The organism is Labrys sp. KB_33_2 (assembly GCF_052114505.1).
Classification (GTDB): domain Bacteria; phylum Pseudomonadota; class Alphaproteobacteria; order Rhizobiales; family Labraceae; genus Labrys.
The window spans coordinates 99,707-119,991 of record NZ_JBFREW010000003.1 but is presented as its reverse complement, the minus strand read 5'-3'; the positions used below and the strand labels follow the sequence as shown (position 1 = coordinate 119,991).

Here is a 20,285-nt window from a genome sequence, read left to right as displayed (position 1 = left end):
AGAACGGCATGGGCCTTGTCACACTCCCCCCTCAGAGCGTGATCTCGATCTCCAACGCCATCGGAGACCTGTGCACCTTTCGCGAACTCGGCGACCTCATGCAGATTTGCTACGGCACCTCGGTTGCCATCACCGGCGTGAGCTTTGCCGAGCAACCCCGGCGCAAGGTCGCCCGTGATTGCGTCGACTGGGCACAAAAATGCGGGATCCTGACCAACTTCGTCGCTATCGTCCTGCATGCCAAGAACGACAACACCGCTTTCAAGGAGCTGGTCACGCAGTTGATCCCCGATGCGCTGACTGCGCCGCCGAGCGTGGCGTCGCAGGTCGGCACCGTGGTCACCGGGCTCGACAGCCTCGCAGCCTACCTGGCCAAGGACGAGGTGTGCAAGAAGGCGGGCATCTCGAAGCAGCGGCTTACCGAAATCGGCCAACGCATCAACCTGCTGGCGGCCTATAAGGGACTGCACGACAGCCTTCATCACATTCAGATCAACCACACCCGCATCCTGCTGCAGGCCGTGGCGACCATGGACAACCCGATCAGCTTCGAGACGGTCCAGGTCTATATCTCGCAGGTCCGCGCCGCCGTCATCGCGATCCGCACCGAGATCGCGAGGCCTGGTGCAGACGAAATCCTCGTCGGTCTCGATCTTTCCTGGGTCGAGGACCTGGCAAGCAGCTCGCAGCGCTGCCAGGAAGGACTCGACGCCGACAAGCCTGGCCCGGTGCTCATCGCCATCCGGCAGATCGCCGCGATCAGCGATGGCCAGTCGGTGCAATTGAACAAGGGTATCTTCGATGCGGCGACGAAACTGCCCCTGCCGGAACTGGCCGGTGCCCTGATCGAGATCGGCGCAGCCGACACCGGGCTTTTGGCTGCGCTCGACGAGGCGATCGCCGCCCTCGGAGCCCTGCAGCGCAGCTTGATGAGCCGGATCGCGACACATAACCGCTTGCAGAAAGTGGAGCAGAATCTCTCGATCCTCGCCAGTTGCCTGGACGATCCCGGTGCCCTGATCGTGGACGAGATCGCCGCCTTGTGGCCGGAGACCAGGGTGATGCTGCTGAATCTGGCTGTGCTCGGCCTCGAACGGGCTGACATGACGGTGGATGCAGAGGATTGCGACAAGATCGATGCCTGCCTCCAGGATGTCGAGATCGCACAGCGCGACACCGCGTTCAACCTCAAGAGCGCCCCGACGATCCGGGCCCTGCAGCGGGCCTTCTCGGCTTTTCAGAAAAATGCCAGCGCCCAGTTCTTCGCGCTCGACAGCCGGCTAAAAGCGGATTTCGACAGTGTCTTCCAGATCAGCGACCGCCTGAAGAACATTCTGGGGGCCGTGCAATGAGCGGGACAACGTCGCACCACCCGCCGATCTCCTTCGCAAGCATCACGGACATCAGCAACGAACATCTCGACCTGCTCAGGTCCAGCAGCCAGCGCAATGACGACAGTCCAGAGGCGCTCGCAGCCTTTCGCGATCGTATCGTCGCTTTCTTAGACCGTGTCGTGACAGCCGGCGCGCAGCTTGGAAAGGAGGGGGACCGCGAGACAGCCCAAGGCATCCTCGACTATTGGAGCCTGCAATTGCTGACCTGGTCGACGAGCGGAGCAAAACCGGAGCTCGATCTGCCACTGGCGCCCTATCATGAATTGCCGGAAGCGACCTTGCCGGCCGGCAAGACCGTGGCCAGGGCCCCGAAGGGCGAGACGACGGCGCAGGATGGCCGCGCCCAAGTCAGAATTGGCTCCCTTGCTTATCAATGGCGCCGGTCGAACCGGGCGCCCGGTTATCTGCTCACCGGCAACGCGCTGGTGGAAGCCGCCGGCTATCGCGACAAGGACCCGGAAATCGAGGCCTTCGTCAGTGCGAGCGAGGCGGCCGAACGCCGGACGCGCCAGATTCGCACCGGGTTCGTCGTCACGCTCATCCTGTCGATCGCCTTTGCCATTCTCGCTCTCATATCCTTCTTCCGAGAGAACGAAGCACGCAAGGAAGCCGATCGTCTGCGCGGGCAGGCGGAGGAGCTGTCGGCGGACAATGACAAACGGGCCCAGCGTTTCCTCAGGGCCGATGTTCAACTCCAGACGGAGCGGTTTCGGCACGAGGCCGAACTCAAGGACCTCGATGATCAGTTGCAGGCAATGAAACGCTCGCTCGAGGAAGCCCAGTCCAAACTCAAGGACGCCCTGGCTCCGACGCCATCGCCGACGATGAACCCCTCCCAACACATGTATCTGCGCGATTCGAATGCCGTGCTGACGCAGGCTATCGACCAGTCTCGCGCCTACAAGCTCCCGCCTCCACCCAAGCTGACGGACGGAGAACAGCTGCTCGCCAACGTCAACCTGATCGATGGCCCCAATGGCGATGTGCGGAGGACGACCACGGACAATCTTGTGCGGGCGCTGAGGGACGGCACCGTCTCGCCCGACGACCAGCGCATGCTCGTCGGCGCCCTCGTCAACATGCTGGGACGGCCGGCGGTCCAGAGCCTGACCCTGACGGGACGCTACAACGTGCTCTACATCCTCTCGACCATCACGCCAGCCCAATGGGCCTTGCCGGACTGGTCGGCCCTGCGCGACCGGGCGCGCATCGTCACCGCCGATCTGGTCGGCCCCAAAGCGCAGAACGACCTCCCGATGGGAGCGGATTCGCAGAAGCTCTACCAGCAACTGGTGCAAAAGCTGCAATGAGGCCGTTGGGTGGAGCCGGCATTGCCCCTTTCAGCCCGCTTTCCCTTCCCTCTTGAACACCGCCAGCAGATTGCTGCGAATGCTGTCCTGGCGCTGCACCGAAGTGATCTTGGCGCCTGTGAGATCGGTGACATAGAACACGTCGACAGCCTTCTCGCCGAAGGTGGCGATATGGGCCGAGGCGATGTTGAGGTTGAGCTGCGAGATCGCCGTGGTCAGGTCATAGAGCAAGCCGGGGCGGTCAAGGCCCCAGACCTCCACTACCGTGTGGCGGTTCGACCATTCATTGTCGACCACCACCTCGGGCGCGACCTGGAAGGCCTTCTGCCGCGGCTTGATGGCGCTGCGCTTGGCCACGGCATCCGGCAGGCGGATGGTGCCGGTGAGCGCCTGTTCCATCGCCTGGGCAATGCGCCCTGCCCGGCGCAGCTCGTCCTCATCCTGCGGAAACTCGCGGCTGACGAAGATGGTGTCGAGTGCCAGGCCGTCCGTGGTGGTGTTGATCTGGGCGTCGACGATATTCGCGCCAGAGGCGGCGCAGGCGCCGGTGATGATCGACAACAGGCGCGGATGGTCGGGGGCGAGAATGGTCAGCTCGGTCACGCCGCGGAAGGCATCGGTGGCGACTTCGGTGGCGAGCGTCTCGCCACGTTCGCGCGCGGCGCGGATGAAGCGAGCATGACGCAGGCGACGCGGCAGCTCGACCTTGAGCCAATAAGGCGGGTAATGGCGCGCCACATAGGCATCGACCTCCGCAGCGCTCCAGTCGGACAGGCCGGCCCTGAGTTCGTCCTGGGCCAGTTGAACGCTGGCGCGCCGGTCGGATTTGGAGTGGCCGCCGGCCAGCACCAGCTCGGTTTCCCAGAACAGCGAGCGCAGGAGCTGGCCCTTCCAGCCGTTCCAGACGCCTGGCCCCACCGCCCTGATATCCGCCACGGTGAGGATGAGCAGCAGCTTCAGCCGCTCCAGCGTCTGCACGGTGCCGGCGAAGGTTTCGATGGTCTTGCGATCGGAGATGTCGCGGGACTGCGCCGTCATCGACATCACCAGATGCTGCTCGATCAGCCAGGACACCGTATCGGTCTGGCCCGGCGTCAGGCCGAGGCGAGGCCCCAATCGCTTGGCGATCTTGGCACCGGCGAGCGAATGGTCTTCCGGCCGGCCCTTGGCGATGTCGTGCAGGAAGGTGGCGACATAGAGCGCGGTGCGGTTCTGGATGGTCGGCATGATCTCGTTGACGAGGGGATGCTCGTCACCCCCCTCGCCTCGGTCGATGTCGGCGAGTTCGCCGACCGAACGCAGGAGATGCTCGTCCACCGTGTAGCGGTGATACATGTTGAACTGCATCATCGCCACGACCTTGCCGAAATCGGGAATGAAGCGGCCGAGAACGCCGGCCTCGTTCATGCGCCTGAGCACGGTCTCGGGCGCGTTGCGCGATGTCAGGATTTCCAGGAACAGCCGGTTGGCCTCGACATTCTCGCGCAGCGCCGCGTTCACCAGCTTGAGCGAGCGAGTGACGAGGCGCATCGCATCGGGATGCAGAGCGAGCGAATGCAGATCGGCGAGATGGAACAGCCGGATCAGGTTGACGGGGTCGCGCGCGAACACCTGATCGTTGACGATGTTGAGCCGCCCCGTCTCGATCACGAAATCCTTGGTGCCGATCAGGGCCTGGCGCTGGCTGCGGCGGAAGGGAGCGATGAAGCGATCCAGCATCGCCTTGGGCTTTTCCTGGCGCGCTTCCAGCGCAGCGCAGACGATGGCAGTGAGATCACCGACATCCTTGGCCACCAGGAAATAATGCTTCATGAAGCGCTCGACGCCGCGCAAGGCACCGCGATCCGAATAGCCCAGAAAGGCCGCGATCTCGCGCTGGAGATCGAAGGTCAGGCGCTCCTCGGCGCGGTGGGTGAGGAAATGGATGGCGCAGCGCGTCGCCCATAAAAAATCCTCGGCCAGGGTGAACTGACGATATTCGCGCCGGGTGAACAAGCCGGCCTCGACGAGATCGGCGGCATCCCTGACGCGATAGACATATTTGGCGATCCAGTAGAGCGTGTTGAGATCGCGCAGGCCGCCCTTGCCTTCCTTGACGTTCGGCTCGACCCGGTAGCGCGAATTGCCAGCCTTGATCAGGCGCTCGTCGCGCTCGGCGAGCTTGGCCGCCACGAATTCCGTCGCCGTCAGTTGTACGAGCTCGCGATCGAAACGGCTGGCAAGCTCGCTCGCCAGCCCCATATCGCCGAGGATCGGGCGCGCTTCGAGCAAAGCAGTGCGGATGGTCATGTCGCTGCGGGCGAGACGCAGGCATTCGTCGATCGACCGCGTGGCGTGGCCGACCTTCTGGCCGAGATCCCACAATACGTAGAGGATGGCCTCGGTGACGCTCTCGCCCCAGGCCGTCTGCTTGGACGGCAGCAGGAAGAGCAGATCGATGTCCGAGCCGGGCGCAAGGGTGCCGCGACCATAGCCGCCCACTGCGATGACCGCCATGCGCTCGCTCGCCGTCGGATTGTGGGTGGTATAGACGTAACGCGTCACATAGGCGTAGCTGGCCCGGATGATCTCGTCCTCGAGCCAGGACAGGCGCTGGGCGCAGGCCGTGCCGAGACGGTCCTCGCTGAACCAGGTATGGATGGTCTCGCGGCCGTCGCGCAAAGTGGCCTTGAGCAGGGTGACCACCGCCAGGCGCAAGGCATCGGCATGGCCCTCATGCTCCAGTGCCAAGGCATCGATCTCGGCTTCGAGCGCCATGCGGTCGAGGACGAGGTGGAGCTCACGATCGGGCTTGTCGAGCATTGCAGGCCTTGGGAAGAAGGGTGTCGGAGCGCGGACATCCTGTCCGCTCTTCCCATCCTGCGGATACGGCATCGGTGCGGACAGCATGTCCGCGCTCCAGTTATCCCTTCTTGGCGCTATCGCGCTTGGCTTTCAAGGAAAACAAGGCATCGAGCGCCTGGCGAGGCGTCATGTCGTTGGGGTCGAGCGCATCGAGGGCTTCCGTCAGTTCGTCCCGCGCCTTGACGGCGGGCTGGGCCGTTGCACGCGGGGCTGCCGCGAACAAGGGCAGATCGTCGACCAGGCGGGCCGCCGGAGCCTGGCGATCGGTCGCCTCGAGCTGCGCCAGCACGGCCCGCGCCCGTTCCACCACGGCGGCCGGCATGCCGGCGAGCTTGGCGACCTGGATGCCATAGGAGCGGTCGGCCGCGCCGGCCACCACCTCATGCAGGAAGACGACGTCGCCATGCCATTCGGTCACCCGCATGGTGGCATTGGCCAGCCGCGGCAGCTTCTTCGTCAGCTGGGTGAGCTCGTGATAATGCGTGGCGAACAAGGCCCGGCAATGATTGACGGCGCTGAGGTTCTCGATCGCCGCCCAGGCGATGGAAAGCCCGTCGAAGGTGGCGGTACCGCGGCCGATCTCGTCGAGGATGACGAGCGCGCGCGGCCCAGCCTGATTGAGGATCGCCGCCGTCTCCACCATCTCCACCATGAAGGTGGAGCGTCCACGCGCCAGGTCGTCGGCGGCGCCGACACGCGAGAACAACGCATCGACGGCCCCGATATGGGCCGATCTCGCCGGCACGAAGGAGCCGATCTGAGCCAAGACCGCGATCAGGGCGTTCTGGCGCAGGAAAGTCGACTTACCAGCCATGTTCGGGCCAGTGAGCAGCCAGATCTTGCCGGCGGCCTGCTGTCCTTCCGCCTCACCGCTGAGCTCGCAGTCATTGGCGACGAAGGGCTTGCCCTCGCGCTTCAGCGCCCGTTCCACCACGGGATGGCGGCCGCCCTCGATGGCGAAGGCCAGCGAGGTGTCGACGAGCGGGCGGACATAGTTTTCCTCGTCGGCCAGGACGGCGAGCGCCACGATGACATCGAGCAGAGCCAGCGCTTCGGTAGCGGCCCGGATGGCAGCGTTGTCGCCGAGCAGGGCGGCAGCGAGATCGGAGAAGATCTGAAGTTCGCTCGCCAGCGAGCGCTCGGCCGCCGAGGCGATGCGCGATTCCAGTGTCGAAAGCTCGGCGGTGGAGAAGCGCATGGCACCGGCCATGGTCTGGCGATGCACATAGGTCTCGCGCAGGCCCGGCTGCAGAAAGGCCTCGCCAGCCTGCTGCGGCACCTCGACGAAATAGCCGATCATGTTGTTGTGCTTGATCTTGAGCTGGCGGACCTGGCTCTCCTCGGCATAGCGCGCCTGCAGGCCGGCGATGACGCGCCGGCTCTCGTCGCGCAGAGCCCGCGTCTCGTCGAGGGCCTGGTCATAGCCGGCGCGGACAAAGCCGCCATCGCGCTTGAGCAGCGGCAGATCGTCCTGCAGGGCCGCGGCAAGGCGCGCCGCCAGGCCCTGGTCCGGCCTTGCGAGGGCCGACAGGACACCGGCGAGCACCGGCGGCAACTCGGTTTCGCGCTGCCGCAGCAGGGTTTCGATACCGGCAATGCCAACGAGCCCTTCCCTGAGCGCCGCCAGATCGCGCGGGCCGGCCCGGTCGAGGGCGAGGCGCGCCATGGAGCGGGCGATATCAGGCGCCGATTTCAGCCGAGCCCGGATCTGGCCGCGCAGCAGGGCCTGTTCGGCGAAGAAGGCCACCGCGTCCTGGCGCAGGGCGATGGCCTCGGGCTGCAGCAGCGGGCTCGCCAGCCATTGCGCCAGCAGACGACCGCCGGCGGCCGTCACCGAGCGGTCGATCGCATCGAACAAGGATCCGGCACGCTCGCCGCCGAGCGTGCGTGTCAGTTCCAGATTGGCTCTTGTGGCGGCATCGACGGCCATATGCGCATTGGCGCCGTCCCGGCGGGGCGGAGCGAGCGCCGGCTTCTGGCCGACCTGGGTGCGCAGGATGTAGGTGACGAGGCCGGAAGCGGCGACCAGTTCGGCCCGCGAGAAGGTGCCGAAGCCATCGATGGTGCCCACATCATAGAACGCGGCGAGACGGCGCTCGGCCTGGGTGCCGTCGAAGACGTCGCGCCCGACCGGCGTGACGGCAGCGCGGCATTCGCGCCAGAGGGAGGCCAGCGAAGCCTCCTCATGCACCGTCTCGGCCATGACGACTTCGGAGGGGTCGAGACGGGCGAGTTCTGCCGGCAGCCCCGCCTCGTCGCATTCCGACAAGCCGAACTCCCCGGTGGAGATATCGGCAAAGGCAAGGCCATAGCGGGCCTCGTCGTCGGAAATGCGCAGTCGCGCCAAAGCCAGCAGCAGATTGGCGCGCGTCGGCTCCAGCAGCGTCTCTTCGGTGATGGTACCGGGCGTGACCAGACGGACCACGCCGCGCTTGACCACCGATTTGGAGCCGCGCTTCTTGGCCTCGGCCGGATCCTCCATCTGCTCGCAGACCGCGACACGGTGGCCATGGGCGATCAGGCGCTGCAAATATTCGTCCGCCCTGACCACCGGCACGCCGCACATGGCGATGTCCTCGCCCTGGTGCTTGCCGCGCTTGGTCAGAACGATACCGAGCGTCTTGGAAGCGATCTCGGCATCCTCGAAGAACAGCTCGTAGAAATCGCCCATGCGATAGAACAGCAGGGCGCCGGGATGGCCGGCCTTGATCTCGAGATATTGCGCCATCATCGGCGTGACGGGAGCAGACGCGTCGGCGGTGTCGAGTTTGCGGGGCGTGGAGGTCATGGCGGCACGCTAGCAGATGCGGGCGGAGGGAGCACGAGCTGGGGGCCGGCACGTTGTGGATAGGTTGGGGGGCCGGTCCTCAGACCAGCCTGTAACCGGCGCGCTCTCCGGTAGGAAGATGCCCGGTCCCCCAATGTCATTGACGCTCCGGAACGAACATGGCCTGTTGTCGCCCGATTCAACCTCGTGAAAGCCCGACCATGCCGCAACCGCTCACGCCCGACATCATCGTGCCCGAAGCCTTCGATCCCGCGGCCGAGGCCGAACGGCGCGTCGCCTTCCTGGCCGATTATCTGAAGGCTTCGGGAGGGCGCGCTTATGTACTCGGCATTTCGGGCGGCGTCGATTCGCTCACTGCGGGCCTGCTGGCCCAGGCCGCCGTCGAACGGTTGCGAGCCAAGGGGTATGACGCCCGGTTCCTGGCCATGCGCCTGCCCTATGGCGTGCAGGCAGACGAGAAGGATGCGCAGCACTCCCTGGCGACCATCAAGGCCGATCGCGTCGTCACCGTGAACATCAAGCCGGCGGCCGACGCGATGATGGCCGAGCTTACACGCGAAGCCGGCGACCTGATCGAGGGCGCGCGCGCCGATTTCCACCACGGCAACATCAAGGCACGCCAGCGCATGATCGCCCAGTTCGGCCTCGCCGGGGCCGTGCGCGGCCTCGTCATCGGCACGGACCATGCGGCCGAGGCGGTGATGGGTTTCTACACCAAATTCGGCGACGGCGCCGCCGACATCCTGCCGCTCGCCGGCCTGAACAAGAGACGGGTGCGGGCCCTCGCCGCCCATCTGGGTGCACCGCGCGAGCTGGTGTTCAAGGTGCCCACCGCCGATCTGGAGACCAATGTGCCGCTGAAGCCAGACGAGGACGCCTATGGCGTGACCTATGACGAGATCGACGACTTCCTGGAGGGCAAGGCGATCAGCGAAGCCTCGCATCAGCGCATCCTGTCGACCTATCGCACCAGCGCCCATAAGCGCGCTTTGCCGGTGGCAGCCGGCTAACCTCCCGGCACTGGGCCGGGATTGATGTCGACAATACCGATCAGAAAAATTATCTATAAATCATGAGCACCCCCAAGGACGACACCATTGCCATCCGCATCGCCAAGGTGCTGGCGGATCGCATCATCTCCGGGGTGATCGAGCCGGACGCCCGGCTGCGCCAGGACCATGTCGCCGAAGAGTTCGCCACCAGCCACGTGCCGGTGCGCGAGGCTTTCAGGCGCCTGGAGGCACAGGGCCTGGCGGTGAGCGAGCCACGGCGCGGCGTGCGTGTCGCCGCCTTCAACCTGGAAGAGGTGAAGGAGGTCGCGCAAATGCGTGCGGCTCTGGAAGTGCTGGCCCTGCGCCAGGCCGCACCGCACCTCACCGCCACCATCCTAGACGAGGCCGAGGAAGCAACCAAGGCTGGCGACCGGTCGCCCGACGTGCGGTCCTGGGAGGAGGCCAATCGCCGCTTCCACCGGCTCATCCTCGCGCCCTGCCGCATGCCGCGCCTGCTGGCGGCGATCGACGACCTCCATGCCGCCAGCGCCCGTTTCCTGTTCGCGGCCTGGCGCTCGGAGTGGGAAACCCCGACCGACCAGGATCACCGCGCCATCCTCTCGGCGCTGCGGGCGGGCAAGGTCGACGATGCCGCCGGCACCCTGACCCGGCATGTGCAGCGGGTCGGCCTGAAGCCGGTCCGGTCGGCCTCCGGTGCCACGCGGGAAGCCTTCGCCATCATCGGCTGAGCCCCCCGGGTGCGCGGGTATCTCGCCCGCTCTTCTCATCCGGCAGGTACAGCGGTTCCAAGGGCGGGCAAGATGCCCGCGCACCCGGATATTGCCAATCGTCCCATTTTGTGACCTCTATAGATCATCGAATTCAAGATTATCTATAATTTCTAGCGGAGCCCCCATGTCGCACAGCGCCACACCCTCCCTTATCCCGGCTTTCAGCCCTCTCGACATCTCCAGGCGCTCCCTCGGTTGGCAGGCGGCAGCCGTGGTCGCAGGCACGGCCGTACTGGCCCTGGCATCCCATATCCAGGTGCCCATGTTCCCAGTGCCGATGACCATGCAGACGCTGGCCGTCACCCTGATCGGTGCGCTCTATGGCTGGCGGCTCGGCGCCATCACGGTTCTGGCCTGGCTGGCTGAGGCCTGGATGGGCATGCCGGTCACCGCGACGGGAAGCATCGGCGCCTTGCTGTTCGTCGGTCCGACGGCTGGCTATCTGATCTCCTTCCCGCTCGTCGCTGCTCTCTGTGGCTTGCTGGCCGAGCGCGGCTGGAATGGCAACCGCCCGGTTCTCGCCTTCGTCAACATGACCTTGGGCAATGCCCTCTGCCTGGCGATCGGCGGTGCCTGGCTTGGCGCCCAGATCGGCGTGGAAAAGGCCCTCCTGCTCGGCGTGGTGCCCTTCCTGCTCGGCGGCCTCCTGAAGTCGGTCATCGGCGCCGTCACCCTGATGGCCCTGGTTCGCGGCAAGGCCGGCGCTGCCCGGTGACGGTGCGGCTTCGTGCCCACCATCTCCTCTGCATGCTGACCTATGTCGGCAAAGGCTATAGCCCCGGCTTCGTCGCCAATTACGACGCCATCGCAGTGCGATTGAGCCAGGGTGAAGACATCGTGATCGTGGCGGGGCCTGATGATATCTGCGCCCCGCTGCTGCAACAGGCCGATTCGCATTGCCACGAGCCGCGGATCGACCAGCGCGACGAACTCGCCATCCGCGACGTCGGCGCCCTGATGCGCCTGCCTATCCGCACCGGCACCCGCATCGCCCTGACTCCGACCTTGCTGGCACGCTTCCGTGGTGCCTTCGCCGCCAATCTGACGCGTTCAGCCTGTGTGGGCTGCGAATGGTCGGGCCTGTGCAGCGCCGTGGCTCGCGACCGCTACCAGGAGTCCCGCGTGAGGCGGGATTGAGGTAAGAGGGAAGCGCCAGCCGACCACCTCACACCGCAGCTCTGTCCGCCATGCGCATTCTCGATATCCGCGAACGCAGCCTTCCGATCTCCCGCTACGCCGGCCCGGCCCGGCAGGGCGCGCTGACGACCAGCGTTGTCGCCATCATCACGGATGTGGTGAAAGCCGGCCGGCCGATCGTCGGCTATGGCTATGCCTCGGTCGGCCGCTATGCCCAGAGCGGGTTGATCCGCGAACGCTTCGCCCCGCGGCTACTGCAGGCTCCGGCGGAAACCCTGATCGGCGATGACGGCAATCTCGATCCTTTCAAGGCCTGGCAGGCGATGATGACGGGCGAGAAACCCGGCGGGCATGGCGAGCGCTGCGTCGCGATCGGTGCCCTCGACATGGCGCTGTGGGACATCGCCGCCAAGGCGGCTGAACTACCGCTTCATGCCCATCTCACCGGCCGTTTCGGCGCCGTTTCCACCGAAACGAACAAAGTCCGCGTCTATGCGAGCGGTGGCTATCGCCATCTCCGGGACGACCTCTCTTTGCTGGCCGACGAGATGCGCCGCTTCGCCGATCTCGGCTTTTTCAATGCCAAGATGAAGATCGGCAGCGCCGGCCTCGACCAGGATCTCCGCCGCATCGAGGTGGCCGTCGCCGCGCTGGGAGCACCCGGCCGCCTCGCCGTCGATGCCATGAACGCCTATGACCGTTCGGCCGGCCTGGAGGCAGCCACGAAGCTTTCGCCCCTTGGCCTGTGGTGGTTCGAGGACATCTGCGACCCGCTCGACTTCGAAACCCAATCCGCTTTGGCATCGGCCTATACGCCGCCGATCGGCGCGGGCGAGGCCCTGTTTTCGGCGGCGGAGGCCGGGCTCCTCGCCCGCCATGGCGGCCTGCGGCCGGATCGGGACGTGCTGCTGTTCGACCCCGTGCATTGCTACGGCCTGCCCGGCTATCTCCAGATCGTCGAGGCCGTGACCTTGGAAGGCTGGGCGAGACAGGCCTTCTGGCCGCATGGTGGGCACCTGTTCGGCCTTCATCTCGCTGCGGCCCTGGGCCTCGGCGGCGCCGAGGTCACCCCCTTCGCCTTCCAGCCCTTCTGCGGCCTTGCCGACGACAGTGTGATTGCCGATGGCTATGTAACACTGCCACAGGCCGAGGGCATCGGTTTCGAGACGAATACGGCGCTGAAGACGCTGTTCAGGGAGCTTGCAGGATAGGGCGCGCCTGGAGCGCTGACATCTTGTCCGCCTCTTTCTTGAAGCGTAGTGGTTCCAAGAGCGGACTGGAAGTCCGCGCTCCAAGTCGTGCCCCCAGGGATTGACGTAGCCCCGAGCAACTGCCACTTGAGCTGGCATGATCCCCAAATCCCCTGAACCCGGCTTCGGCGTTTACGTGCATTGGCCGTTCTGCCTGGCCAAATGCCCGTATTGCGACTTCAACAGCCATGTCCGCCAGGGCGGCGTCGACCAGACCGGTTATGTCGGGGCCTATCTCCGCGAGATCGCCCATATGGCCGACATCGCGCCGGGGCGACAGGTCCAATCGATCTTCTTCGGCGGCGGCACGCCCTCGCTGATGGAGCCGAAGACGGTCGGGGCCATTCTCGATGCCATCGGCGGCGCCTGGACCATCGCGCCCGATGCCGAGATCTCGCTGGAAGCCAATCCGACCAGCGTCGACGCCACGCGCTTCGCCGGCTACCGCGCCGCCGGGGTCAACCGCGTCTCGCTCGGCGTGCAGGCCATGAACGATGCCGATCTCAAGCGCCTGGGCCGCATGCATTCGGTGGCCGAAGCCATGGCTGCCGTCGAGATCGCCGCCAAATCCTTCGAGCGCTATTCCTTCGATCTGATCTATGCCCGCCCGGACCAGCGGCCTGGGGATTGGCAGGCCGAGCTCGACGAGGCCATCGACCGGGCCGCCGAGCACCTCTCGCTCTACCAGCTCACCATCGAGCCGGACACCATGTATGAACGCCTGGTCGCCGCCGGCAAGCTCATTCCGATGCCGGACGAGGATGCGCGCGTGCTGTTCGACATCACCCGCGAAACCTGCGAGCGACGCGGCCTTCCGGCCTACGAAATCTCCAACCATGCCCGCCCCGGCGCCGAATGCCGGCATAATCTGGTCTATTGGCGCTATGGCGAATATGCCGGCATCGGCCCGGGTGCCCATGGACGCCTCATCGATGCCAATGGCATGCGCCGCGCCCTTTCGACCGAACGCAGCCCCGAGAAATGGCTCGCGGCGGTCCGCACGAACGGCCATGGCCTCGTCGACGATCAGGCCCTGACGGCGGACCAGCAGGGCGACGAAATGCTGCTGATGGGCCTGCGCCTCGCCGAGGGCATCGATCTTGCCCGCCTCGCCCGGTTGCGCGGCCGGCCCATGGCGGACGCTACGTTGGCCGGCCTGCAGCAAAACGGCATGATCGAGCGCCGGGAAGACCGGGTTCGCGTTACCCGCGCGGGCTTTCCGCTGCTCGATGCGGTGGTGGCGGAGTTGGCAGCCTGAGCGCCAGATGTCGCAGGATCGCCTGCACCGCGGCGCCGGCATCGCCGTCGCGGTCGTGCCCGCCGGGCCGCGCGATGCGCTCGGCTCCCGCAAGTTGGGGCAAGGTGCAGGCGCTGCGTTCTTCCCGGCCATAGAGACAGACCACCTTGCGAACGGGAAGGCCGCGCAGCATTGGCGCGACCGGCGTATCGTCCGCCGCCGGCAAGTTCAGCATTTCCAGGAGCGAGATGCGGAAATTGGCCTCGGCCAAAAGGCTTATCAAGGCAATCAGCCTGGTTTCCCGTTGCGTTTTCGCCGAAAGCAACGGCCAGGCGAAAGGCAGCGCGTCGGCACCGAAGGAATAGCCAGCTAGGACGATGCGGCCGGCATGCCAACGCCGGCGATAGACGGTGAGGACACGCTCGATATCCCGTGCCAGCTCGACAGGCGAGCGTTTGGTGAAGAAATAACGGCGCGCATCGAGCCCGACGACACCAACGCCGGCCCGGGCGAGGCGGCGAGTCAGGCTTCGTTCCAGCCTTCCCCAACCGGTATCACCCGACAGGAAGAGTACGACCGCGCCGTGTCCGGCCGGCGGCGCCGAGATCTCGAGCGGCAGGTCCACGAGTCGGCTATCGGTTGCGGAGGCTTGGGCGGCAGCGATTTGTGCTGAGCCGAACAGCATCATGGCGGTTGCCAGCCCCGCGGCAACGGCACGCCAGCCCGATCGCCCGCGCAAATGGCTACCCAACCTGCCAGGGTTCGACCAATCCCTGGCGCAGGGTCTCGCTATAGGCCCCCTTGTCGATGGTGCCGACAATCTCCTTGTCGAAGGTGATTTCGACATCGAAGCGATGGCGGGCCGAGAGCTGGCGCAAATGCTCGATCAGCGCGATGGCGCCGGCAAAATCGGCTTTTTCGCCGGCGATGGTCTCTCCGGCAAGGCTGGCGCGCACCGGCAGCTCCACCGCGCAGCCCGTGTCCGGATCGGTCTCGCTGACCTTGTGCTTGAAGGCATCAGGCGCCTCGATCGGCCACTCCACGCCATCGGCGAACTCCTCGATCTCATCGATGATATCATCCATGGCATCCTCGCCGCTGATGCCGAGGAGATGGAAGGTCAAGGTGTGGATCTTGCGGGCAGCGCTCATCAGGCTCTCGTTTTAGCGGATCACTGCTGACAGGAAGATGTCAGCAGACAGGCTTTATCAAGAGCTACAGCGAAGATTGGAAAGGAACAAGCCATGGCTCTCAAAGGCAGCTGCCATTGCGGCGGCACGACATTCGAGTTGAGCGAGGCGCCGCAGGAGGTGACACGCTGCACCTGCAGCTTCTGTTCCAAGCGCGGCTCGCTCTGGGCCTATTACAAGCCCGAGCAGTTCCGGCTGACCTCGCCGCCCGAACAGGTCGCGACCTATCGTTGGGGGTCGAAGACCATCCAGCATCACTTTTGCGCAACCTGCGGCTGCGGCACCTATACGCAGACGCCGGACTGGTCGACCGGCGAGCCCGATTTCGACAATCCCAAGATCAGCATCAACGCCAGGCTCTTCGACGATTTCGACCTGGAGGCCGTGCCCGTCACCGTCATCGACGGCCGGAACCTGTGGTAGCCACGCCGGCGGTCAATCCTTCCGGTCGGCACGAAGCGGCTGCCACATCGATACGGAGCGAGGTTCCGCCAGCAATTCGGGCAGAGCCTTGTGCCAGGCCTGCCGATAGGGCCGGTTGAGCTGCACGTCGAGCACCTCCTGATGATCGACCCAGGTTTCGTGAAGCAGGAAACGGCAGGGATCGGCGGGATCGCCATGGAGCGTGGCGTTCACGAAGGTCGCTTCATGACGCATCGTGTCCAACAATGTGTTCAGCATGCCGAGGAAGCGCTCGCGCTGCCCGGGGTTGACGACAAAGCCGATCAGATAGGTCACGCTCATTTGACTGTCCTCCTGCGGCATTCCCGCCGCCAACGCCACCGAGGATAGTGAGCGGGTCGAGGAAGGCGATTACCTTGGGCGTAATCGCGTGCCACCTCGGCTCCCGGCACAATGGCGGCCTCTCAACCCGGAGGAACCGCCATGACCGCACCTTTCGTCGAGATCGCCGATGGCCACCGTCTTTTCGTTCGCGACTGGGGCCAGGGCGCTCCCGTGCTACTGCTTGCCGGCTGGGCAATGGATTCCGGCATCTGGGCGCAAACCATGATCGGGCTCAACGCCCAGGGACTGCGCACCATCGCCTATGATCGGCGCGGCCATGGTCACTCGAGCGATCCGGGCACCGTCGATTTCGACGCGCTAGCGGACGACCTCGACGCCGTGATCACTCAGCTCGGCCTCAGCGACCTCACCGTGGTCGCCCATTCCTGCGCCGTCGGCGAAGTGCTGCGCTATATCAGCCGCCACGGGGCAGGGCGGATCGGGCGCATCGTCCTGGTCGGGGCCCAGGGCCCCTGCCTCGTCGCCGGACCGGGCAACGATCAGGGGCGGCCGAGGGAAGCCATCGAGGCCCTGATGGAACAGCTTGCCGACAACCTGCCGGCCTGGCTCGAGGCCAATATCGAACCTTTCGCACCCGGGGCCAGCAAGCACACCCTGGACGGGCTTGTAGACATGGTGCTGGGCGGTTCGCGGCGCATCCTGATCGATCTGCAGCGCGCGATCGTGGAGACCGATTTGCGCCCCGAAGCCACCGCCCTCAGGGTGCCTGTCACGCTGATCCATGGCGACCGCGACGTCTCGGCACCGCTGGAAAGCACCGGCAAGCGCTTCGCCGCCCTGATCCCGGAAGCCGAGCTGCTGGTCTATGAAGGCATAGCCCACGGCGTGATGGTGACCCATGCCGCCAAGCTGGCGAGGGACATTGCCCGGATAGCCATCCGGCAGGCGGCCGCGGCAGCCTGACCTCGGTCGGGTTTGTTTCCAGGCCTATTTCCTGGGCTGCAGGCAATTCACTGGCAGGGCCGGATTACCGAACCAGATCTCGAAGGTGTTGGGGCGCGAATCCCGCGCCCCACTCCAGCTCGTCGACAGATCCTTGGTGGTGAGTTGCAGGCCGACGGAAGCGAAGAGTTCGGCGAGGCTTTCGGCGCGCTTGCGGTCGGATGCCTTGAAGTAGCGCAGTTCATGCGCTTCGCCCGACCATTTGGCTGATAGCACCGACGGGAATGTGATGGCCGCCTTGTCGCCGTCCTTCATCTCGTCGAGCAGGATATTGGCGCAGGGGCGCTGCGTGTCGTTGAGAGCGTGAACGAAGATGCGGCTCGGCAACCTTGCCGTCGCCTCCTCATAGGCCGACTTCACCGAAGTGTTGACGAGCGAGGCCTTCTGCACCGCGTTCTCCAGCAGGGGCAGCAAATCGCGGTCCGAAGACGAATTGGCATAATCGAGCTGCGCGGTGATGAACTCCACCGGCACCTTGTCGTTCTTGAGGAGATATTCGAACATGGCGACGCCATATTTGCGCTTCTCCGGCGCGGCATCGGTCATCAGGTCGATCATGGTGCGCAGATCGGCGAGATTCTGCTGCCACCGCGTGTAGTACCAGCCGATCCCGGCCACGGTGAGCGGGATCAGCGCCGTCGACAAAAGCTGCGGCAGGACTTCACGCCAGGGGCGAGGCAGTGACATAGGGGAACTCCGGGCAGAGTTCCCTGCTTAGCGCCGAATCACCATGCCAGCCATGCCCGGCACGGCCAGGCGCACGTCTCCCCACAGGATCCGCACGCCCGGTACCGAATGCCGGTCGCGAACGGCCTCAGACCACGCTGAGGCGGACGTCGAGATTCTTGCGGGTCGCCTCAGAATAGGGGCAAACGATGTGGGCCTTGGCGACGAGATCCTCGGCACGGGCATGGTCGATACCCGGCAGCGCGACGGCAAGAGCGACATCGAGGCCGAAGCCGGCACCATCGTCACGCGGTCCGATACCGACCGTGGCGGTGACGCTGGCATCCTCGGGAAGGGTAACCTTTTCCTTGCCGGCCACGAAACGCAGCGCGCCCATGAAGCAGGCGGCGTAGCCGGTGGCGAACAACTGTTCCGGATTGGTGCCGGGGCCGCCGGCGCCGCCGAGTTCCTTGGGCAGATCCAGCTTGACCGAAAAATGGCCATCCACGGTACCGGAGCGACCGCCGTCGCGGCCATTGTTATCGGAACGGGCTGCGGTGGTGTAGAGAACCTTCATGACGAACTCCCTTCGGGTTGAATACACGCTCTATATCGCACACATTTATATCGTGCGCGATATTTATTTTGACAGGAGGAGCATTTTTTCGGAAAGGCGATTTTTGGCGGGAAAGTCTGCGAAAATGATTCTGCATCCCTGTCGTGTGCGATATGATTCGCGGCTGAAGCTCGCCGGCTAGGCTTGTGCAGCCGGCACCGAACGTTGCGCCAAAGGAGGCACCGATGGAATCGTCTTCCAACGAGTTCACGCCGCTGCTCTTGCAGAACCAGCTCTGCTTCGCGCTCTACGCCGCCAACAATGCCTTTGGCCGTTCCTACAAGCCTCTGCTTGATCCGCTCGGCCTGACCTATCCGCAATATCTGGTCATGCTCTGCCTGTGGGAACGGGACGGACTCAAGGTCGGCGAGATCGGCGCCCGGCTCTTCCTGGAAACCAATACGTTGACCCCCTTGCTCAAACGCCTGGAGGCAGCGGGGCTGCTGAAACGCCGGCGCGACAGCCATGACGAGCGCCAGGTTCGCATCTCCCTCACCGCCGAAGGCAAGGCCCTGCGCGAGAAGGCCCGCGTCGTGCCGTCCCAGATCACCACGAACACCGGTCTCGAAGCCGGCCAGGCGGGCGCCCTCAAGGACTGGCTGGAATGGCTGCGGGAAGCCCTGGACCTGCATCAGAAACAGGCAAGCGATGCGGCATAGCGGCAGCTTGGCCCTTATACGCAAGCGATACTAAATTCGTCATTGTGACCGTAGCGAAGCAATCCAGTCCGACCGGCATGCGAGAGTATGGATTGCTTCGCTGCGCTCGCAATGACGTGACATGAACCGATCTCTTCGGGACAGGTCGTCAGCCTTCGCCGCCGGCCTTGCGCCACACCAGGATCGCCGCGGCGAGGTCCTCCAACGCACTGCCGATCGACTTGAACAGCGTCACCGCCTCGCTCGAATCACGGCCGGGATGCCTCCCCCGGGTGAGGTCGGCCAGATCGGCCCGGATATCATCCTGACTGATCGTGCCGGCCTTGAGGGCCAGAGCGATGTCGCCGCCCTCGATCAGGGCACCCGGCGTGTCGATGAACAGATCGCTGGCACGTACGGCCTCGTCATCGGCCTCGCGCATCTGCAGATTGAAAGCGCCGACCAAGTCCAGATGCATGCCCGGCCGCAGCCAGGCTCCCTTGACCAAGGGCAGGTTGGACAGCGTGGCGCAGGAAATCACGTCGGCTGTGCGCACCGCGCGCTCGAGATCCGACTCGTATCGAGCCGTAATCCCCTGCTGGCCCAGTTCCTCCACCAGCTTTTCGGCGCGTTCCGCCCGATGGTTCCAGATCGCCACATCGCTGATCGGTCGCTGGCTGGCATGGGCGCGGATGAGGAAGGGTGCCAGCGCGCCAGCGCCCACCATGGCAAGGCGGTTCGCATCAGGCCGGGCCAGATAGGAGGCGGCGAGCCCCGAAGCGGCGGCCGTGCGCCAATGGGTCAGCCGGGTGCCATCGATCGCCGCCAGGGGCGCCCCGGTTTCGCCCGACATCAAGACATAGGTGCCGAGCACGGCCGGCAGGCCGCGGGCGCCATTGGCCGGGAACACATTCACCAGTTTGGTACCGAGGAAGGCGCCCGGCCCCGGTGCATCGCCGGTCCAGGACGGCATGATCAGGGCAGTGGCCGCAGCGGCGCCGTGGCCGATTTCAAGATGCTGTCGTGGCGGCGTGACGAAATCGGCCGCAAAGGCCGAGCGCAATGCCTCGATCAGATCGGGAAAGGTCAGAAGGCCATCGATCTCATCGGCGGTGATGACGCGCATGGCTGTTTCGTCCGAGGCAACAAGAAGGTTTTGGCCGTATGGCCCGGAGCGGGAAGTATAACCGATCCGGTTGCAGGAAACAGATCGGCCTACAGCATCGTTTTTGCCGAAAACCGGTGCCCACTTTTCGGCACGATGTTCCGATCAGGGCGAAACGATCACACCGGGAGCGTCAGAACGGCACGCTCGAAGGCAGGACGGCATGGCTGTCGCGTGCTTCGGGTACGGGGCCAGCCTGGCTACGCAGGCGGTCGAGCTCATTGCGATTGCGCTCCACCTCGACCTGGGCGACCCGCGCGGCGCGGCGGAAACGGCTCTGCTTCAGCCAGACGGTGATCCCGCCGATCAACATGCCGACAAGCAGGACCCCGAACAGGATCAGGAACATCGGCAGATGCAATGTGGTCGCTTCGGCGCCCGGCGCTGTGGGATCGTAGGACAAAGCTACGCCTTCGGCGATCCATTGCTTGTTCGCGATGGCAAAGGCCGCCATCACGATCAGGGCCAGAATCAGGATGAAATAATAGAATATGCGCTTCATGACCTGCCCCGCTCCG

At 65.1% G+C, this 20,285-nt stretch carries 20 protein-coding genes; 11 read left to right on the top strand and 9 right to left on the bottom strand.

Annotation, left to right across the window (positions count from 1 at the left end; genetic code table 11):
• Positions 1 to 8 precede the first annotated feature (8 nt).
• Both AB4037_RS06125 and AB4037_RS06120 read left to right on the top strand, forming a co-directional pair.
• On the top strand, positions 9 to 1,352 hold the full coding sequence (locus tag AB4037_RS06125; protein WP_441770895.1) for a hypothetical protein: 1,344 nt from the start codon (positions 9 to 11) through the stop codon (positions 1,350 to 1,352).
• Complete coding sequence (locus AB4037_RS06120) at positions 1,349 to 2,704, top strand: PspA/IM30 family protein (RefSeq protein WP_441770894.1); 1,356 nt, start codon at positions 1,349 to 1,351, stop codon at positions 2,702 to 2,704. Before AB4037_RS06125 ends, AB4037_RS06120 begins: the two co-directional genes overlap by 4 nt.
• 30 nt (positions 2,705 to 2,734) lie before the next feature.
• Here AB4037_RS06120 and AB4037_RS06115 read toward each other — a convergent pair whose 3' ends face one another.
• Together AB4037_RS06115 and mutS are read right to left on the bottom strand one after the other, a co-directional pair.
• Entirely contained in the window at positions 2,735 to 5,506 is a 2,772-nt protein-coding gene (locus tag AB4037_RS06115) for a [protein-PII] uridylyltransferase (protein WP_434959729.1), read from the bottom strand.
• A gap of 100 nt (positions 5,507 to 5,606) precedes the next feature.
• Positions 5,607 to 8,336 (bottom strand): DNA mismatch repair protein MutS, encoded by a 2,730-nt coding sequence (gene mutS / locus AB4037_RS06110; RefSeq protein WP_441770893.1) that lies wholly within the window; start codon positions 8,334 to 8,336, stop codon positions 5,607 to 5,609.
• A gap of 200 nt (positions 8,337 to 8,536) precedes the next feature.
• Here mutS and nadE point away from each other — a divergent pair, with 200 nt between their 5' ends.
• The 6 genes from nadE to hemW all read left to right on the top strand — a co-directional run bounded on the left by nadE (position 8,537) and on the right by hemW (position 13,764).
• Positions 8,537 to 9,346 carry an ammonia-dependent NAD(+) synthetase gene (gene nadE, locus AB4037_RS06105; RefSeq protein ID WP_441770892.1) on the top strand — a complete coding sequence of 270 codons (810 nt, stop codon included), beginning with the start codon at positions 8,537 to 8,539 and terminating at the stop codon, positions 9,344 to 9,346.
• Between the two features lie 62 nt (positions 9,347 to 9,408).
• The gene (locus AB4037_RS06100; protein WP_434958712.1) at positions 9,409 to 10,077 is read left to right on the top strand and encodes a GntR family transcriptional regulator; all 669 of its coding nucleotides are present in this window, start codon (positions 9,409 to 9,411) and stop codon (positions 10,075 to 10,077) included.
• A gap of 166 nt (positions 10,078 to 10,243) precedes the next feature.
• Positions 10,244 to 10,834 (top strand): biotin transporter BioY, encoded by a 591-nt coding sequence (locus AB4037_RS06095; RefSeq protein ID WP_434958713.1) that lies wholly within the window; start codon positions 10,244 to 10,246, stop codon positions 10,832 to 10,834.
• On the top strand, positions 10,831 to 11,256 hold the full coding sequence (locus AB4037_RS06090; RefSeq protein WP_434958714.1) for a DUF1284 domain-containing protein: 426 nt from the start codon (positions 10,831 to 10,833) through the stop codon (positions 11,254 to 11,256). Before AB4037_RS06095 ends, AB4037_RS06090 begins: the two co-directional genes overlap by 4 nt.
• Before the next feature lie 50 nt (positions 11,257 to 11,306).
• Complete coding sequence (locus AB4037_RS06085) at positions 11,307 to 12,467, top strand: enolase C-terminal domain-like protein (protein ID WP_441770891.1); 1,161 nt, start codon at positions 11,307 to 11,309, stop codon at positions 12,465 to 12,467.
• 136 nt (positions 12,468 to 12,603) lie between these two features.
• Entirely contained in the window at positions 12,604 to 13,764 is a 1,161-nt protein-coding gene (gene hemW, locus AB4037_RS06080; protein WP_441770890.1) for a radical SAM family heme chaperone HemW, read from the top strand.
• Here the strand turns inward: hemW and AB4037_RS06075 are convergent.
• Positions 13,709 to 14,482 (bottom strand): AcvB/VirJ family lysyl-phosphatidylglycerol hydrolase, encoded by a 774-nt coding sequence (locus AB4037_RS06075; RefSeq protein ID WP_434958717.1) that lies wholly within the window; start codon positions 14,480 to 14,482, stop codon positions 13,709 to 13,711. The genes hemW and AB4037_RS06075 overlap by 56 nt on opposite strands.
• Positions 14,483 to 14,486: 4 nt before the next feature.
• Positions 14,487 to 14,894, bottom strand: coding sequence for a hypothetical protein (locus AB4037_RS06070; RefSeq protein WP_434958718.1), 408 nt, complete (start codon positions 14,892 to 14,894; stop codon positions 14,487 to 14,489).
• Positions 14,895 to 14,987: 93 nt separating this feature from the next.
• Between AB4037_RS06070 and AB4037_RS06065 the strand changes: the two genes are divergently transcribed.
• A complete protein-coding gene (locus AB4037_RS06065) occupies positions 14,988 to 15,356 on the top strand; it encodes a GFA family protein (protein WP_434958719.1) in 369 nt (122 codons plus the stop codon).
• 12 nt (positions 15,357 to 15,368) lie between these two features.
• On the opposite strand, the gene AB4037_RS06060 is transcribed toward AB4037_RS06065, so the two are convergent.
• Positions 15,369 to 15,677 (bottom strand): putative quinol monooxygenase, encoded by a 309-nt coding sequence (locus AB4037_RS06060; protein ID WP_434958720.1) that lies wholly within the window; start codon positions 15,675 to 15,677, stop codon positions 15,369 to 15,371.
• 141 nt (positions 15,678 to 15,818) lie between these two features.
• Here AB4037_RS06060 and AB4037_RS06055 point away from each other — a divergent pair, with 141 nt between their 5' ends.
• A complete protein-coding gene (locus AB4037_RS06055; RefSeq protein WP_434958721.1) occupies positions 15,819 to 16,643 on the top strand; it encodes an alpha/beta fold hydrolase in 825 nt (274 codons plus the stop codon).
• A gap of 24 nt (positions 16,644 to 16,667) precedes the next feature.
• Here the strand turns inward: AB4037_RS06055 and AB4037_RS06050 are convergent, their stop codons facing one another.
• Positions 16,668 to 17,369 (bottom strand): hypothetical protein, encoded by a 702-nt coding sequence (locus tag AB4037_RS06050; RefSeq protein ID WP_441770889.1) that lies wholly within the window; start codon positions 17,367 to 17,369, stop codon positions 16,668 to 16,670.
• 127 nt (positions 17,370 to 17,496) lie between these two features.
• On the bottom strand, positions 17,497 to 17,925 hold the full coding sequence (locus tag AB4037_RS06045; protein WP_441770888.1) for an organic hydroperoxide resistance protein: 429 nt from the start codon (positions 17,923 to 17,925) through the stop codon (positions 17,497 to 17,499).
• 224 nt (positions 17,926 to 18,149) lie between these two features.
• Here AB4037_RS06045 and AB4037_RS06040 point away from each other — a divergent pair, with 224 nt between their 5' ends.
• Positions 18,150 to 18,623 (top strand): MarR family winged helix-turn-helix transcriptional regulator, encoded by a 474-nt coding sequence (locus tag AB4037_RS06040; protein ID WP_434958724.1) that lies wholly within the window; start codon positions 18,150 to 18,152, stop codon positions 18,621 to 18,623.
• A 148-nt stretch (positions 18,624 to 18,771) separates the two neighbouring features.
• On the opposite strand, the gene AB4037_RS06035 is transcribed toward AB4037_RS06040, so the two are convergent.
• Positions 18,772 to 19,728 carry an ornithine cyclodeaminase family protein gene (locus tag AB4037_RS06035; RefSeq protein WP_441770887.1) on the bottom strand — a complete coding sequence of 319 codons (957 nt, stop codon included), beginning with the start codon at positions 19,726 to 19,728 and terminating at the stop codon, positions 18,772 to 18,774.
• Positions 19,729 to 19,900: 172 nt separating this feature from the next.
• A complete protein-coding gene (locus AB4037_RS06030) occupies positions 19,901 to 20,269 on the bottom strand; it encodes a LapA family protein (RefSeq protein ID WP_434958727.1) in 369 nt (122 codons plus the stop codon).
• Positions 20,270 to 20,285 lie beyond the last annotated feature (16 nt).

Bases quoted from the DNA above. Each gene is read 5' to 3' on its own strand.
- AB4037_RS06125 (WP_441770895.1), top strand. From the start codon at position 9: ATGGGCCTTGTCACACTCCCCCCTCAGAGCGTGATCTCGATCTCCAAC.
- AB4037_RS06120 (WP_441770894.1), top strand. From the start codon at position 1,349: ATGAGCGGGACAACGTCGCACCACCCGCCGATCTCCTTCGCAAGCATC.
- AB4037_RS06115 (WP_434959729.1), bottom strand. From the start codon at position 5,506: ATGCTCGACAAGCCCGATCGTGAGCTCCACCTCGTCCTCGACCGCATG.
- mutS (WP_441770893.1), bottom strand. From the start codon at position 8,336: ATGACCTCCACGCCCCGCAAACTCGACACCGCCGACGCGTCTGCTCCC.
- nadE (WP_441770892.1), top strand. From the start codon at position 8,537: ATGCCGCAACCGCTCACGCCCGACATCATCGTGCCCGAAGCCTTCGAT.
- AB4037_RS06100 (WP_434958712.1), top strand. From the start codon at position 9,409: ATGAGCACCCCCAAGGACGACACCATTGCCATCCGCATCGCCAAGGTG.
- AB4037_RS06095 (WP_434958713.1), top strand. From the start codon at position 10,244: ATGTCGCACAGCGCCACACCCTCCCTTATCCCGGCTTTCAGCCCTCTC.
- AB4037_RS06085 (WP_441770891.1), top strand. From the start codon at position 11,307: ATGCGCATTCTCGATATCCGCGAACGCAGCCTTCCGATCTCCCGCTAC.
- hemW (WP_441770890.1), top strand. From the start codon at position 12,604: ATGATCCCCAAATCCCCTGAACCCGGCTTCGGCGTTTACGTGCATTGG.
- AB4037_RS06070 (WP_434958718.1), bottom strand. From the start codon at position 14,894: ATGAGCGCTGCCCGCAAGATCCACACCTTGACCTTCCATCTCCTCGGC.
- AB4037_RS06065 (WP_434958719.1), top strand. From the start codon at position 14,988: ATGGCTCTCAAAGGCAGCTGCCATTGCGGCGGCACGACATTCGAGTTG.
- AB4037_RS06060 (WP_434958720.1), bottom strand. From the start codon at position 15,677: ATGAGCGTGACCTATCTGATCGGCTTTGTCGTCAACCCCGGGCAGCGC.
- AB4037_RS06055 (WP_434958721.1), top strand. From the start codon at position 15,819: ATGACCGCACCTTTCGTCGAGATCGCCGATGGCCACCGTCTTTTCGTT.
- AB4037_RS06050 (WP_441770889.1), bottom strand. From the start codon at position 17,369: ATGTCACTGCCTCGCCCCTGGCGTGAAGTCCTGCCGCAGCTTTTGTCG.
- AB4037_RS06045 (WP_441770888.1), bottom strand. From the start codon at position 17,925: ATGAAGGTTCTCTACACCACCGCAGCCCGTTCCGATAACAATGGCCGC.
- AB4037_RS06040 (WP_434958724.1), top strand. From the start codon at position 18,150: ATGGAATCGTCTTCCAACGAGTTCACGCCGCTGCTCTTGCAGAACCAG.
- AB4037_RS06035 (WP_441770887.1), bottom strand. From the start codon at position 19,728: ATGCGCGTCATCACCGCCGATGAGATCGATGGCCTTCTGACCTTTCCC.
- AB4037_RS06030 (WP_434958727.1), bottom strand. From the start codon at position 20,269: ATGAAGCGCATATTCTATTATTTCATCCTGATTCTGGCCCTGATCGTG.